The organism is Janthinobacterium kumbetense (assembly GCF_023703445.1).
Lineage (GTDB): Bacteria > Pseudomonadota > Gammaproteobacteria > Burkholderiales > Burkholderiaceae_D > Janthinobacterium > Janthinobacterium kumbetense.
The window spans coordinates 20,134-32,993 of sequence record NZ_JAMQGR010000015.1 but is presented as its reverse complement, the minus strand read 5'-3'; the positions used below and the strand labels follow the sequence as shown (position 1 = coordinate 32,993).

Genomic DNA, 12,860 nt, shown 5'->3' with positions numbered 1-12,860 from the left:
TTCTTATGGCAAAACAATTTGATGTGGCAGTGATCGGCGCGGGCGCGGCCGGCATGATGTGTGCGGCTGTTGCCGCCCAGCAAGGCAAGCGCGTGGTGTTGATCGATCACGCGGCCAAGCTGGCCGAAAAGATCCGCATCTCGGGTGGTGGACGGTGTAATTTCACCAATATTAACGCCACGCCACAAAATTTCCTCTCGGAAAACCCGCATTTCTGCAAGAGCGCGCTGTCGCGCTACACGCCGCAGGATTTCCTCGCGCTGGTGAAAAAATACCGGATCGGCTACCACGAAAAGCACAAGGGCCAGCAATTCTGCAATGAATCGGCCGAACAGATCATCGACATGCTCAAGGACGAGTGCGCCGCTGGCGGCGTGCATTGGCGCATGCCGTGCAAGATCGACAATGTTGTGCAGCAGGAAGATGGCGGCTTCGTGCTGCAGACGGATAGCGGCGACATCGAGACGGCCAGCATCGTCATCGCCACGGGCGGACTGTCGATCCCGAAGATCGGCGCCACGGATTTCGCCTACCGCATCGCCAAGCAATTCGATTTGATGATGGTCGAACCCCGTCCGGCCCTGGTGCCGCTGACGTTCGACCCGGCCAGCTGGGCGCCGTTCGCGGAACTGTCCGGCATCGCGCTGGAAGTGGATGTGGAAACGGGCAGTCTGAAAGGCCGCAAGGCCACGGGCGCGCGTTTCCGCGAAGATTTGCTGTTCACCCACCGCGGCTTGTCGGGCCCGGCGATTCTGCAGATTTCCAGCTACTGGTTGCCGGGCGAGCCCATCGTCGTCAACCTGTTGCCGGAAGTGGATGTGGCGCAGACCTTGATTGAAGGCAAGGGCACCTTGAAGAAGCAGCTGGGCAATATCGTCGCGCAATGGCTGCCGCAGCGCCTGGCGGACTGCTTGTTGGCCGTCAACGGCCTGGCGCCGGACGCGCGCATCGCCGACATGCCCGACGCGCTGCTGCGCAAGCTGGGCCAGGCCATCAATGCCTGGTCCATCGTGCCGAACGGTTCCGAAGGCTACCGCAAGGCCGAAGTGACGCGTGGCGGCATCGACACGCGCGAACTGTCGCAGCAGACCATGATGGCGAATAAGGTGCCGGGCCTGTATTTCATCGGCGAATCGGTCGATGTGACGGGCTGGCTGGGCGGTTACAACTTCCAGTGGGCCTGGGCTTCCGGCGTGGCGGCAGGTATTGCCTTGCAGTAAGCAAGTCTGTAGGATGGGGTTCTGGCGCCCGGTGCGCCGACCCCGGTGCGTGGTTTACGCCACATTCCGGCAGCGACCGCAGGCTGCATGCCGCACGCAAGTGGGGGAGGGGCTTCCCTTTCCGAATAAAAGCTGCTACTATCTATCTCTTCCTATACACCACCTCAACGGTTTGAATTTTACATGACCACTATTCGCCTTAAAGAAAACGAGCCGTTCGAAGTCGCAATGCGTCGCTTCAAACGCACCATCGAAAAAACGGGTCTGCTGACCGAATTGCGCGCACGCGAATTCTACGAAAAGCCAACAGCTGAGCGCAAGCGCAAGCTGGCAGCTGCTGTCAAGCGTCATTACAAACGCATCCGCAGCCAACAACTGCCGAAAAAATTATTCTAAGACTGTTCAGTCAGAACCAACCCGGGTAGTTCGGCGCATTGTTCGCCACGGGTTTTGTTTTGATTCGCCTGAAGTGATACTTCAGATGAGTCGCATACCCGCTCCGGTTCGCCGCAGCGGGTTTTCGCTTTTGTGGCTGCCTGCTTGGAGTACACAGATCAGCATCGAGCCCCACTTACCAACACGAGGATTGCCATGAGCTTGAAAGAACAAATTACCGAAGACATGAAAAACGCCATGCGCGCCAAGGAAGCGGGCAAGCTGGGCACGATTCGCCTGTTGCTGGCGGAAATCAAGCGCAAGGAAGTCGACGAGCGCATCGAATTGACGGATGCCCACGTGACGGCCATCGTGGAAAAGATGATCAAGCAGCGCAAGGATTCGATCACCCAGTTCGAAGCCGGTGGCCGTGCCGACCTGGCCGACATTGAAAAAGCCGAGCTGGTGCACCTGATCGGCTACATGCCTGCGGGCCTGTCGGAAGAAGAAGTGGCGGCCGAAGTGGCTGCCGCCGTGGCCGCCTCGGGCGCCGCCGGTCCGCAAGACATGGGCAAGGTCATGGCCATCGTCAAGCCGAAGCTGGCTGGCCGCGCCGACATGACGGTGGTGTCCGCCCTGGTCAAGAAAGCCTTGACGTCGGCAGCGTAAGCATACAATAGTAGCAAGGGCTGCCAGTCGTCGCGCTGGCAGCCTGTTAATAGCCCACACGTTGACCTGGCTCAACCTCAGGCCGCGTGCGGTAGTATAGTCTGACCTATAACAAGACCCGCCCTAGCCAGTGATACCTCAATCCTTCATTTCCGATTTGCTCAACCGCGTCGATATCGTCGATGTCGTGGGGCGCTATGTGCAACTGAAAAAAGGTGGCGCCAATTTCATGGGCTTGTGCCCGTTCCACAGTGAAAAATCGCCCAGCTTTACCGTCAGCCCCACCAAGCAGTTCTATCACTGCTTCGGCTGTGGTGCGCATGGCACCTCGATCGGCTTCCTGATCGAGTACTCGGGCATGGGCTTTGTCGACGCCGTCAAGGACCTGGCGCAGAACGTGGGCATGGTCGTGCCGGAAGCGGACGATAAAATTCCGCCAGCCCAGCGCGCGCAGATCCAGGCGCAGAGCCTGGCCCTGTCCGACGCCATGACGCAGGCGTGCGATTATTACCGCGGACAATTGCGCCACGCGCCGGAAGCCATCGCCTACCTCAAAAACCGGGGTTTGACGGGCGAAGTGGCCGCTCGCTTCGGCATGGGCTTCGCGCCCGGCGGCTGGGACAACCTGCGCTCCGTCTTCCCCGACTACGACGTGGTGGCACTGGCCGAGGCCGGTCTCGTGATCGACAAGGTCGATGAAGAGGGCAACAATCGCAAGCGTTACGACCGTTTCCGCGAACGCATCATGTTTCCGATTCGCAATACCAAGGGGCAAGTCATCGCCTTTGGCGGCCGCGTGCTCGACCATGGCGAACCGAAATACCTGAACTCGCCGGAAACCCCCTTGTTTTCCAAGGGTTTCGAACTGTATGGCTTGTTCGAGGCGCGCCAGGCCATCCGCGACGCCGGCTATGTGCTGGTGACGGAAGGCTATATGGACGTCGTTGCCTTGGCGCAAATGGGTTTCCCGCAAGCCGTGGCGACTCTGGGCACGGCGTGCACGCCCACGCACGTGCAAAAACTGCTGCGCCAGACGGATAACGTGATTTTCAGCTTCGACGGCGACAAGGCCGGCCGCCGCGCCGCGCGCCGCGCGCTGGAAGCGAGCCTGGCCCACGTGTCGGACAATAAAACCATCAAATTCCTGTTCTTGCCGTCGGAACACGATCCGGACAGCTACATCCGCGAATTCGGCGCCGAGGGCTTCGAGCAGCAAGTGCATGAAGCCATGCCGCTGTCGCAATTTTTGCTGAAAGAAGTGTCGGGCGAGCATGATCTGTCGGAGCCGGAAGGGCGCGCCCGCGTGCAGTTCGACGCCAAGCCGCTGCTGCAGCTGATGGCGCCGTCGTCCCTGCGCCTGCAGATCGTGCGGGGACTGGCGCAGCTGACGCAGTCCACGCCGGCCGAGATTGAAGCCCTGTTCGAGCTGGCGAAACCCGTTGCCGTGGCGCATCGCGCGCCGCCGAAATCGGGCCGCCCCGTGCCTGTCGGCCTGGAATTGAAGATCATGCGCATGCTGGTGGCGCATCCGCCGCTGACGATGCGCATCGACGAGGCCGCCCTGGCCGCCTTCCAGCACCTGGGGCCGGATGCGGCGCACAGCCTGGGGCAACTGGTGGCCGTGGGCCAGGCGCTGGGCGAGCACGGCAGCTTTGCCGCGCTGGCGCAGCAGTTGAAGGAGCTGGGCAGCGAGTATGACGAGATCATCGGCGAGATCGCGGCCGGTACGGAATCCGATTACGACAGCGAATTGTCGTGGCTGGTGAGCACCATCCGCGAGATCAAATTGAATGCCTTGAAGGCGGAATTGCAGCAATTGTTTGCGTCGGGTTTGCCATCCGAGAAAATTGGTGTACGCTACCGCGAAATCATGCAGGAGCAGGGGGCGCTGGAACGCGAGCGCGATGCCGAGTTGGTGAATCGCTAACCTTGCCTTGAGGGTATGGCGCGCACTGGAAAAACATTTTTCGCGTGCTATAATTAAATGCTAAGTATTGTGTGCTTTGGCAAGCTAGTTCTGTTTCGTAAATAGTATTTGTTTTCAGTAAGTTAGGCTCTTGATCGGCGCGGTGGATCGTGTCGGCAGCCAGGGCCAACTGGCGTTTTCGGCGTTGCGGGCAAGGCTCGCAGACGCTGGCAAGCCGCGCCAGGCTCTCGCTCCCAACGCGGTCGATGCAGGAATTTTTGCCGAGGCGGCTGGCAACAGCCGGTGGACAGGAATTGCTGCGCTTCCCGCGGATCGTGGCCGATGAGGTGTAAGTAACGTAACAGTGTCGAATTTGCGTAGTCGGCAGGTTCGAAGATGGTGGTTCCCGCAGGTAGACAGGGAACTGGCAGCAAACTTTATCCTAATCCACCGTAAAGCAAGTCGTTGTGTAATCGAAAGCGCCTGTGCCAATCAAGAAACCCGAATCCAAAGCGGCTGCAAAGCCCACTAAAGTTACCACGAAAGCCGAAAAGGCGCTCGACCGGCCAGAAGCGCGCGTTACCAGCGCGCCCGTGGTCAGCCAGACCACCGACGCTGCCACCCTGGCAGCCATCGATACGTCCGGTTATGTCTTGCCGTCGGTAAAAGTGCCAGGCCGCCGCGGCCGCAAGCCAAAAGAATTCCAGCCAGAAAATGATGAAGTCGCCGCCCTGAACGCCGTCGAGCGGGCCGAACTGAAGGCCGTCGACAAGGCCAAGGCCAAGGACCGCAAGGCGAAGGAGCGCGCGCTGCTGAAAGACGCGTTCTCGTCCGATACGGAAGCGAGCGAGGAAGAACTCGAGCGCCGGCGCCAGAAACTCAAGACCCTGATCAAGTTCGGCAAGGAACGCGGTTTCCTGACGTATGCGGAAATCAACGATCACTTGCCTGAAAACATAGTCGATCCGGAAGCCATCGAAGGCATCATCGGTACCTTCAATGACATGGGCATCGCCGTCTACGAGCACGCGCCCGATGCGGAAACGTTGTTGCTGTCCGATAACGTTGCCGTCGTCACCAGCGATGACGAGGCGGAAGCAGCGGCCGAGGCCGCATTGTCGACCGTCGACTCCGATTTCGGCCGCACCACCGACCCCGTGCGCATGTATATGCGCGAAATGGGTTCGGTCGAGCTGCTGACGCGCGAAGGCGAGATCGAGATCGCCAAACGCATCGAAGATGGCTTGAAAGACATGATCCAGGCCATTTCCGCCTGTCCCGTGACGATTGCCGAAATCATCGCCGCCGCCGACCGCATCGCCAACGAAGAGATCAAGATCGACGAAATCGTCGACGGACTCGTCGATGAAAACGAACCGGTCGCCGCCGCGCCTGTCGTCGCCGCCCCCGTCGAAGAAGACGAGGAAGAAGGCGAAGCGGAAGAAGAGGAAGAAGAAGAGGAAGAAGAAGCGAGCGCGTCGGGCGCCGCCGGTTTCTCCGCGGAGCAGCTGGAAACCCTGAAACGCACGGCGCTGGAAAAATTCGCCGTCATTTCGCAGCAGTTCGACAAGATGCGCCGCGCCTTCGAAAAAGAAGGCTACAACTCGAAACCGTACGCCAAGGCGCAGGAAGCCATTTCGCAAGAATTGCTGGGCATCCGCTTCACGGCCAAGGTCGTGGAAAAGCTGTGCGATACCCTGCGCGGCCAGGTCGACGAAGTGCGCCATATCGAGAAGCAAATCCTCGACGTGGCCGTGAACCGCTGCGGCATGCCGCGCGCTCACTTCATCAAGGTCTTCCCGGGCAATGAAACCAACCTGGACTGGGTCGATGGCGAAGTCAACGCAGGACACGCGTACAGCGCCATCCTGGGCCGCAACATTCCGACCGTCAAGGAACTGCAGCAGCGCCTGATCGACTTGCAGGCGAGGGTCGTGCTGCCGCTGCCGGACTTGCGCAACATCAACCGCCAGATGGCGGCCGGTGAAATGAAGGCGCGCAAGGCCAAACGCGAAATGACGGAGGCCAACTTGCGCCTGGTCATTTCGATCGCCAAGAAATACACGAACCGCGGCCTGCAATTCCTCGATTTGATTCAGGAAGGCAATATCGGCCTGATGAAGGCCGTCGACAAGTTCGAGTACCGCCGCGGCTACAAGTTCTCCACGTATGCGACCTGGTGGATTCGCCAGGCCATCACGCGCTCGATCGCCGACCAGGCGCGCACGATTCGTATTCCCGTGCACATGATCGAGACGATCAACAAGATGAACCGGATTTCCCGCCAGATTCTGCAGGAAACGGGTGCGGAACCCGATCCGGCCACCCTGGCGATCAAGATGGAAATGCCCGAGGACAAGATCCGCAAGATCATGAAAATCGCCAAGGAACCGATCTCGATGGAAACGCCGATCGGCGACGACGACGATTCCCACCTGGGCGACTTCATCGAGGACAACAACACCCTGGCGCCGGCCGATGCGGCCCTGCACGCGTCCATGCGGGGCGTGGTCAAGGACGTGCTCGATTCCCTGACGCCGCGCGAAGCGAAAGTGCTGCGCATGCGTTTCGGCATCGAGATGTCCACCGACCACACGCTGGAAGAAGTGGGCAAGCAATTTGACGTGACGCGCGAGCGCATCCGCCAGATCGAAGCCAAGGCGCTGCGCAAGCTGCGCCACCCATCGCGCTCCGACAAGCTGAAAAGCTTCTTGGAAGGCAACTAGAAGCCAATAGGGCTTGACGTGCGCCCCTGATACCCCTATCCTCGCGTGTCCGTTTCTAAAACGGCCGCGCGAGGCGGGTTTCAACAGCGCCGCCACGCCGCAGTCCCCTGGGCCTCTAGCTCATGCTTGGTTAGAGCAGCGGACTCATAATCCGTTGGTGCCGTGTTCGACTCACGGGAGGCCCACCAGAATTGAGCAGCAATAGAACGAGCCCCGGCAGGCCACTGCCGGGGCTTTTTTCGTGCTGTCGTACAATCGCGGCATTGCGATTTATCTAGGGTGAAACGAGATGACGGCGGAAGTGAAGATGGAAGATATCGTGGTGGGTGACGGCAAGGCGGCGGCGCGGGGTGCACTGATCACGGCCCACTACCGGGGCTGGCTGGAGGATGGCACGGAGTTTGACTCGTCGCACAAGCGGGGTGAGCCTTTTCGCTGCGTGTTGAGCAATAACAAGGTGATCCAGGGCTGGATTCTGGGTTTGCATGGCATGCAGGTGGGCGGCAAGCGCAAGCTGTGGGTACCGGCGGCGCTGGCGTATGGCGAGCGGCAGGTGGGCTTGATTCCGCCAAACTCCAATTTGGTCTTCGAGATCGAGTTGCTGGAAGTGCTGACGCGCGATTGATACGCGATGGTGTCATCAGGCCGATACGACGCCGGCTTTTTTCAGCAGCAGTTGCTCGACATCGGCGCGCAGCGCCTGCTGCGTGGGGAAGGTGGCATAGCGCAAGGTCACATAGCCGGCCAGCCTGAGCATGGCGTCGCGCTCCCTGTCCTGGCGTTCGCGGCCGTTGTGGCTGCTGTCGTCGAGCTCGATCACGGCGATGACGTGCAGTTGCTGGCTGCACAATACAAAATCGGCCACCTTGCGGTCGAAACGGTTTCTGTTCGCCCATCCCTTCGCCGTCACCAGCGCGGAAAACGCCACTTGCGCCAGCACCGTGCATTCCGGCAATGCCGTTTGCAGCAGGTGATACATCTGCTGCTCGCGCGCCGTCATGACGGGTTTTCTGTGCAGCCGCAGCGGCGCACGGGACTTCGCGTTTCCGCGCACGGCCAGCATGGCAAAGAGCAGGAGCAAGGCCGCGATGGCGAGCAGGACGGTGTAGGAAGGCATGGGCAGGCATCAGGATGGACGAATCCTGATGGTACGCGAACTGCAGCGTGTTTTCGTGCCGCTGCCGGCGTATTTCAGGTGCAGCCTTTGTTGAAGATCAAGCCTGTTTCAAGTTGATCTGCATCACGTCCAGCGCCGGCACGATGTCTTGCAGGCTGGCCACTTCATAGGTAGGGGTGGCGGCCGACGTATTGGCCATGCTGTCCGGGTTGAACCAGCAACTGTCGATGCCGTAGCGGTTGGCGCCCAGGATGTCGGCGTCCAGCCGGTCGCCGATGATGATGGTCGTGTCCTTGCTGCATGCGCGCGCCATGTTGGCCGCGTATTCGAAGAAACGCACATCCGGCTTGGCGTGGCCGCACGCTTCGGAGGTGGCGACGAAGGAAATGTAGTCGCCCAGGCCGGAGGCGGCGATGCGGCGGTTCTGGATGGACTCGACGCCGTTGGTGATGATGCCCACTTCGCCGATGCGCGACAAGGTTTCGCACACCTGTTTGGCGCCATCGATGAGCACGACCGTGTCCGGCAGGGAATCCAGATACAGCCGGCTGGCCAGTTCCGGGTCGATGGCGATGCCGTTCAGTGCAAACGTCTTGCGGAAGCGCTCCACCTTCAGGAAATCCTTGCTCACGTCACCCGTTTCGAAACGTTTCCACAGGTCGACGTTGATCGCCTGGTATTGGGAAAACAAGCCGTCGATGCCGTCGCGCAAGCCCAGTTCGTGCATGGTGTGCAGGAACGAGCGTTTTTCGGACGCCCGGAAGTCGAGCAGGGTATCGTCCAGGTCAAACAGGAATAATTTGTATTTCATGGTGTGTTGTTGAAAGCGTGGAAATCTATCTTGCATCGTAGCACGTAGCGCTGAGTTCGGTTGGACGTGCCCTGCGCGGGCGATCCGCTACAATCGCTGCCACACCTGTTACCTTCATTCCATTCCCGCACATGACCCAGCTCTCCGTCAACGTCAATAAAATCGCCTTGCTGCGCAATTCGCGCGGCCGTAACTTCCCGGACCTGCTCGCATTTTCCGCGCGCTTTCTCGACCTGGGCGCCGCCGGCATCACCTTGCATCCGCGCCCAGACCAGCGCCATGCCCGCTACGACGATGTTGCCCCCTTGCAGCGCCTGTGCGCGGAGCGGGGGCGCGAGCTGAATGTGGAGGGGTATCCGACGGCGGAATTTCTGGAAATAGTGAAAAGTGCACGCCCGGCGCAATGCACCCTGGTGCCGGACATGCCGGGGCAATTGACGTCCGATCACGGCTGGGACATCGAGCAGCACGCAGCGCTGTTGCGTCCCGTCATTGCGGAATTGAATGACCTGGGCATCCGCGTCAGCCTGTTTGTCGATGCCGACTACCCGGCGCTGGAATGGGCGCGCGAAGTGGGCGCGGCGCGGGTCGAGCTGTACACGGAGCGGTTTGCCGAAAGCCATGGCAGCGAGCACGGCGATGCCGTATTCGATACCTATCTGCAGGCGGCGCGGCGGGCGCAGGCGCTGGGACTGGGCGTGAATGCCGGGCATGATCTCGATCTGCACAATCTGGCGCGTTTCCTGGACATTCCCGGCATCCTGGAAGTGTCGATCGGCCACGCGTTGGTGGTCGAGTGCATCGAGCAGGGCATGGACAAGGTGCTGGGCCGCTACCTTGAGATATGTCAATCGTAGGAGTCTTGGAGGACGATGCTGGCCGGCCGCTGCAACCTGAAGCGGACTGGCCGTTCTTCGATGCCGATTTTTCCATGTCGGCACAGATGCTGGCGCAAGTGCAAGCGCTGACGCCCCACGCCGCGGCGCAGTTGTGGACGCGCCATGTGTCGGCCCAGCCCGCTGAAACGCACCCGATGCAGTTGCGCGATGGACACCGCCTGCAGCCAACGGTATCGGGGCCGGACTGGCTGGCCGAGTTTGATGCCGTTTCCAGCGAGCACCCGGCGCAATCGGGACGCGTGGCCGCCTTTCTCGCTTCCCACTTTCACGCTGCCGGGGCGGCCCCCGTCCTGTTCATGGTCAGCCGGGAGCGCGCCTATGCGCTGACACCCGCCGCGCTTGCCGCATGCTGGCCTTGCTTGCTGGCCATTTCCGATGAAAGTCCCTTGCTGTACCAGCCAGTGACCGGCAAGTTCGTCTGGTGCCGGCCGCATGGGGCGCTGGCGGGTGGCGAGGACAAGCTGCAGTCCGTTTAACCGGAACGATAGACTCATGCGTCCATTCGGTAGCGGTATCGACTGCGCTGAATGCCAGGCGCGTTGTCTAATTGCACTGAAACCTGACCATTTTCGTTCGCTGTGCAATGGCTGCGACGCACTGTTTGACGCCTGGCAATGCCATGCGCAGGTAGCGTTCGGTACCCGCATACAGGCAGTCCACCTGAAACAGATACTCGGGCGCATCAAAATTGATGTCCCAGCGTTGATGCAAGGTGCCGTTGCGTGTCCATTCCTTGTCCGGGGCCAGGATAGGCAAGGCTTCGCCAGCTGCTGGCGGCTGATCCGACGGATAGGACAGCACGCGTACGCCATCGAGTTTGCTGGCCGGCAGGTTCCAGCTTGAGGGAGGTGCTTGCGGGCAAGAAAGGGGGACTGCGGCAGCTGGCCGCATCGCCGCGGCAGCGATGGTCAATGCCAACAGTGCGAGCAGCTTCATTCCACTACCGAATAGAGTTCGGGACGATTCGATGCCCCGGCCGCCGAACGCCCAAAGTAGATCACGCGGGCGCTGGGCTTGTGGTGACGCCACTGGTCGAAAATTTCTATGCCGCCAGGTACCTGGCGGATGAACAGCGCCGCATGATTGCCCTGCCGCAGATTCTGATAGCGGCCATTGACGAAGGTGGCAATCAGCGTGCCTTTCGCGATGCCGCCGTGTTCCAGCAGGTCCGGCACTTTGTCACCTTCGCGCCAAAGCGAAGAGGCACGGGCGCCGGTGAGGCGCCTTGCCAGCGTGACACACTCGCCATTTCCCACGATTTCTTTTTGCTTCGCATAGTCGGCGCGCGCAATGTAGGGCATATCGTTGCTCTCTGTGGTTGACGATAGAGAGAGCGTATGCAAGGCGCGGGCAAGCAGCTTGATGTGTGCCAGAGCAATACAGAACATTGACATGTGTCATGGCTCCGCCTGGTGCACGGACAACCTTACATATCCACCCACCAGTTGAGCAAGGTTTCATCATCGTCGTCATCGAGGTTGACGTAGATATTGGCGAAGTACCATTCCACGCCCGTCGCTTCGCGGAAGGCGTCAAAGGGACCGTTGACGTTGTAGATGCCATGGTGGCCCGGCACGCTGAAGGTGAGGTTGCCCTTGTACTGGCCATCCAGGGTGCCGCCCAGCTGGTTTTGCACGTCGCGCTCGAGCTGGTCCACTGCCTCTTGCGACACCTCGTCGGCGTCGTAGATATGGATGCAGAAGTTGCCACCGCGCTTCAGTACTTCGGCGGGGGCGAGCGGGTCGGCGATGTTGACGATGTCGCCGCGCGCCAGGTTCAGGGTCAGGCCGGGCGAGGCCAGCAGTTCGTAGACGTGCTCGTCGATCTGGCGCGCCGGCAGGGTTTCATAGACGGGACCGCTGGTGTTTTCGCCTGCCAGTACGCGGATGTGCGGCAAGCCTTCGCAATTGATGTCTTCCATTTATTCTTTCATAGTGCCGGCGCCGCGTACTTTGGGCTGCGCCAGGGGGGATTATGGCAATATTGTACCGGGTACGTATCTGCTGGCAGGGCACGCAACGGTGCAAACGAGGAGAAGCGATGGAGAATGTGGTGCAAACAGGCGGCTGTCTATGTGGCGCGGTGCGCTTTGAAGTGACCGGCGAGGGCAGCAATCCGCACAGCTGTTCCTGCCGCAATTGCCAGCAGCATACGGGCGCGCCGACGGTGGCGTGGATGGAGTTTGCGCGCGATCAAGTGCGTTGGACGGGTTCGGCCGGTGCACCGGCAACATACCGTTCTTCCGAGTATTCCAGCCGGGCCTTTTGCGCCGCGTGCGGCAGTTCCATCGGCGCCATCGACAATGCGCCGACGGTGGCCTTGCTGGTGGGCAGCTTTGATGATCCTGCCCGGGCGGCCTTTGCGCCCGACTATCACGCGTTTGACGATGTCAGGCCGCTCTGGTGGCACTTCGATCCGGCCGCCGCTGTCCCCGGGCCGGGCGGCGCAGGCAAATAGCCCCCAGCGCGTCAGACTGGCGGCGTGGCCAGGAAGGCGGGCAGGGTTTCCGCCGAGCGCGTGTAGGCGTGGATGGCCGGGTAATCGCTGGGCTTGACGATATCGGACGTTTCCAGCTGGGCGAAGCTCCAGCCGACGGCGATGGTCACGCCCGCCTGGTCGATATTGCCCGTCTCGCCAGGCAGGGGCAGGTGCGCGCATTCCTGTTCCAGCGCGTTCCAGGCGGCATGCAGTTGCATGCTGACCCGTTCCAGCCACGGCGCGTGTTGCTTGTCGAGCGGACGCAGCTTGCGTTCGTAGACGATCTGCACGGCTTTTTCATAGGCGGCCAGGGCCAGGCCCGTCAGGCGCAGCGCGCGCACGCTGTCGGTGAGGGTGAGGGCGGGGACGACGGTGTCCGGACGCAGCAGCGACAGATATTGCAGGATCAAGGTGGAATCCATCAGCACTTGCCCGTCGTCCAGTACCAGGGTCGGTACCTTGATGACGGGGTTGATCTCGCGCACGGCATCCATGTTGCGGAACACGGAGAGCGGCAAGTGCTCGTAGGAAATTCCCTGCAGTTGCAAACAGATGGCGACCCTGCGCACATAGGGCGAGTCGAGCATACCGATCAGTTTCATGGCCAGTCTCCGGGGTAGTCAGGAGTATCTACGATACCCGCTTGCCTGCCCGCTGGC

The 12,860-nt window shown here is 60.8% G+C and carries 15 protein-coding genes and 1 tRNA gene; 10 read left to right on the top strand and 6 right to left on the bottom strand.

Annotated elements, in window-relative coordinates:
• Positions 1-5: 5 nt before the first annotated feature.
• From NCG91_RS25585 to NCG91_RS25555, 7 genes are all read left to right on the top strand, one after another.
• Positions 6-1,220 (top strand): BaiN/RdsA family NAD(P)/FAD-dependent oxidoreductase, encoded by a 1,215-nt coding sequence (locus NCG91_RS25585; protein WP_251351731.1) that lies wholly within the window; start codon positions 6-8, stop codon positions 1,218-1,220.
• Between the two features lie 183 nt (positions 1,221-1,403).
• Positions 1,404-1,616, top strand: a complete 213-nt coding sequence (rpsU, locus tag NCG91_RS25580; RefSeq protein ID WP_008451879.1) for a 30S ribosomal protein S21 — start codon at positions 1,404-1,406, stop codon at positions 1,614-1,616.
• 195 nt (positions 1,617-1,811) lie between these two features.
• A complete protein-coding gene (locus tag NCG91_RS25575; protein ID WP_251351730.1) occupies positions 1,812-2,264 on the top strand; it encodes a GatB/YqeY domain-containing protein in 453 nt (150 codons plus the stop codon).
• A gap of 130 nt (positions 2,265-2,394) precedes the next feature.
• Positions 2,395-4,191, top strand: a complete 1,797-nt coding sequence (gene dnaG, locus NCG91_RS25570) for a DNA primase (protein ID WP_099666643.1) — start codon at positions 2,395-2,397, stop codon at positions 4,189-4,191.
• Between the two features lie 464 nt (positions 4,192-4,655).
• Positions 4,656-6,896, top strand: coding sequence for an RNA polymerase sigma factor RpoD (rpoD, locus tag NCG91_RS25565; protein ID WP_099666644.1), 2,241 nt, complete (start codon positions 4,656-4,658; stop codon positions 6,894-6,896).
• 109 nt (positions 6,897-7,005) lie between these two features.
• A tRNA-Ile gene (locus NCG91_RS25560) sits at positions 7,006-7,084 on the top strand.
• A gap of 101 nt (positions 7,085-7,185) precedes the next feature.
• Complete coding sequence (locus tag NCG91_RS25555; RefSeq protein WP_251351729.1) at positions 7,186-7,521, top strand: FKBP-type peptidyl-prolyl cis-trans isomerase; 336 nt, start codon at positions 7,186-7,188, stop codon at positions 7,519-7,521.
• Positions 7,522-7,536: 15 nt separating this feature from the next.
• Here the strand turns inward: NCG91_RS25555 and NCG91_RS25550 are convergent, their stop codons facing one another.
• Both NCG91_RS25550 and NCG91_RS25545 read right to left on the bottom strand, forming a co-directional pair.
• On the bottom strand, positions 7,537-8,013 hold the full coding sequence (locus NCG91_RS25550) for a DUF2726 domain-containing protein (protein WP_251351728.1): 477 nt from the start codon (positions 8,011-8,013) through the stop codon (positions 7,537-7,539).
• A 97-nt stretch (positions 8,014-8,110) separates the two neighbouring features.
• A complete protein-coding gene (locus tag NCG91_RS25545; RefSeq protein WP_099666648.1) occupies positions 8,111-8,824 on the bottom strand; it encodes a YjjG family noncanonical pyrimidine nucleotidase in 714 nt (237 codons plus the stop codon).
• Positions 8,825-8,955: 131 nt separating this feature from the next.
• On the opposite strand from NCG91_RS25545, the gene NCG91_RS25540 reads away from it, so the two are divergent.
• Both NCG91_RS25540 and NCG91_RS25535 read left to right on the top strand, forming a co-directional pair.
• Positions 8,956-9,681 (top strand): pyridoxine 5'-phosphate synthase, encoded by a 726-nt coding sequence (locus NCG91_RS25540; RefSeq protein WP_251351727.1) that lies wholly within the window; start codon positions 8,956-8,958, stop codon positions 9,679-9,681.
• A gap of 5 nt (positions 9,682-9,686) precedes the next feature.
• Positions 9,687-10,199, top strand: a complete 513-nt coding sequence (locus NCG91_RS25535) for a DUF2947 family protein (RefSeq protein WP_251351726.1) — start codon at positions 9,687-9,689, stop codon at positions 10,197-10,199.
• A 67-nt stretch (positions 10,200-10,266) separates the two neighbouring features.
• Here the strand turns inward: NCG91_RS25535 and NCG91_RS25530 are convergent, their stop codons facing one another.
• The 3 genes from NCG91_RS25530 to NCG91_RS25520 are packed head-to-tail and all read right to left on the bottom strand — an operon-like array spanning position 10,267 to position 11,644.
• Entirely contained in the window at positions 10,267-10,659 is a 393-nt protein-coding gene (locus NCG91_RS25530; protein ID WP_251351725.1) for an STY0301 family protein, read from the bottom strand.
• Positions 10,656-11,117 (bottom strand): BPSL0067 family protein, encoded by a 462-nt coding sequence (locus NCG91_RS25525; RefSeq protein WP_251351724.1) that lies wholly within the window; start codon positions 11,115-11,117, stop codon positions 10,656-10,658. Before NCG91_RS25525 ends, NCG91_RS25530 begins: the two co-directional genes overlap by 4 nt.
• Before the next feature lie 32 nt (positions 11,118-11,149).
• A complete protein-coding gene (locus tag NCG91_RS25520) occupies positions 11,150-11,644 on the bottom strand; it encodes a DUF4265 domain-containing protein (protein WP_251351723.1) in 495 nt (164 codons plus the stop codon).
• A gap of 119 nt (positions 11,645-11,763) precedes the next feature.
• Between NCG91_RS25520 and NCG91_RS25515 the strand changes: the two genes are divergently transcribed.
• Positions 11,764-12,180 carry a GFA family protein gene (locus NCG91_RS25515; protein ID WP_251351722.1) on the top strand — a complete coding sequence of 139 codons (417 nt, stop codon included), beginning with the start codon at positions 11,764-11,766 and terminating at the stop codon, positions 12,178-12,180.
• A gap of 11 nt (positions 12,181-12,191) precedes the next feature.
• On the opposite strand, the gene NCG91_RS25510 is transcribed toward NCG91_RS25515, so the two are convergent.
• Positions 12,192-12,803 carry a glutathione S-transferase gene (locus NCG91_RS25510; RefSeq protein WP_251351721.1) on the bottom strand — a complete coding sequence of 204 codons (612 nt, stop codon included), beginning with the start codon at positions 12,801-12,803 and terminating at the stop codon, positions 12,192-12,194.
• Between the last annotated feature and the right edge of the window lie 57 nt (positions 12,804-12,860).

Bases quoted from the DNA above. Each gene is read 5' to 3' on its own strand.
- NCG91_RS25550 (WP_251351728.1), bottom strand. From the start codon at position 8,013: ATGCCTTCCTACACCGTCCTGCTCGCCATCGCGGCCTTGCTCCTGCTC.
- NCG91_RS25545 (WP_099666648.1), bottom strand. From the start codon at position 8,824: ATGAAATACAAATTATTCCTGTTTGACCTGGACGATACCCTGCTCGAC.
- NCG91_RS25575 (WP_251351730.1), top strand. From the start codon at position 1,812: ATGAGCTTGAAAGAACAAATTACCGAAGACATGAAAAACGCCATGCGC.
- NCG91_RS25525 (WP_251351724.1), bottom strand. From the start codon at position 11,117: ATGTCAATGTTCTGTATTGCTCTGGCACACATCAAGCTGCTTGCCCGC.
- NCG91_RS25540 (WP_251351727.1), top strand. From the start codon at position 8,956: ATGACCCAGCTCTCCGTCAACGTCAATAAAATCGCCTTGCTGCGCAAT.
- NCG91_RS25520 (WP_251351723.1), bottom strand. From the start codon at position 11,644: ATGGAAGACATCAATTGCGAAGGCTTGCCGCACATCCGCGTACTGGCA.
- NCG91_RS25530 (WP_251351725.1), bottom strand. From the start codon at position 10,659: ATGAAGCTGCTCGCACTGTTGGCATTGACCATCGCTGCCGCGGCGATG.
- NCG91_RS25555 (WP_251351729.1), top strand. From the start codon at position 7,186: ATGACGGCGGAAGTGAAGATGGAAGATATCGTGGTGGGTGACGGCAAG.
- NCG91_RS25515 (WP_251351722.1), top strand. From the start codon at position 11,764: ATGGAGAATGTGGTGCAAACAGGCGGCTGTCTATGTGGCGCGGTGCGC.
- NCG91_RS25585 (WP_251351731.1), top strand. From the start codon at position 6: ATGGCAAAACAATTTGATGTGGCAGTGATCGGCGCGGGCGCGGCCGGC.
- rpsU (WP_008451879.1), top strand. From the start codon at position 1,404: ATGACCACTATTCGCCTTAAAGAAAACGAGCCGTTCGAAGTCGCAATG.
- NCG91_RS25510 (WP_251351721.1), bottom strand. From the start codon at position 12,803: ATGAAACTGATCGGTATGCTCGACTCGCCCTATGTGCGCAGGGTCGCC.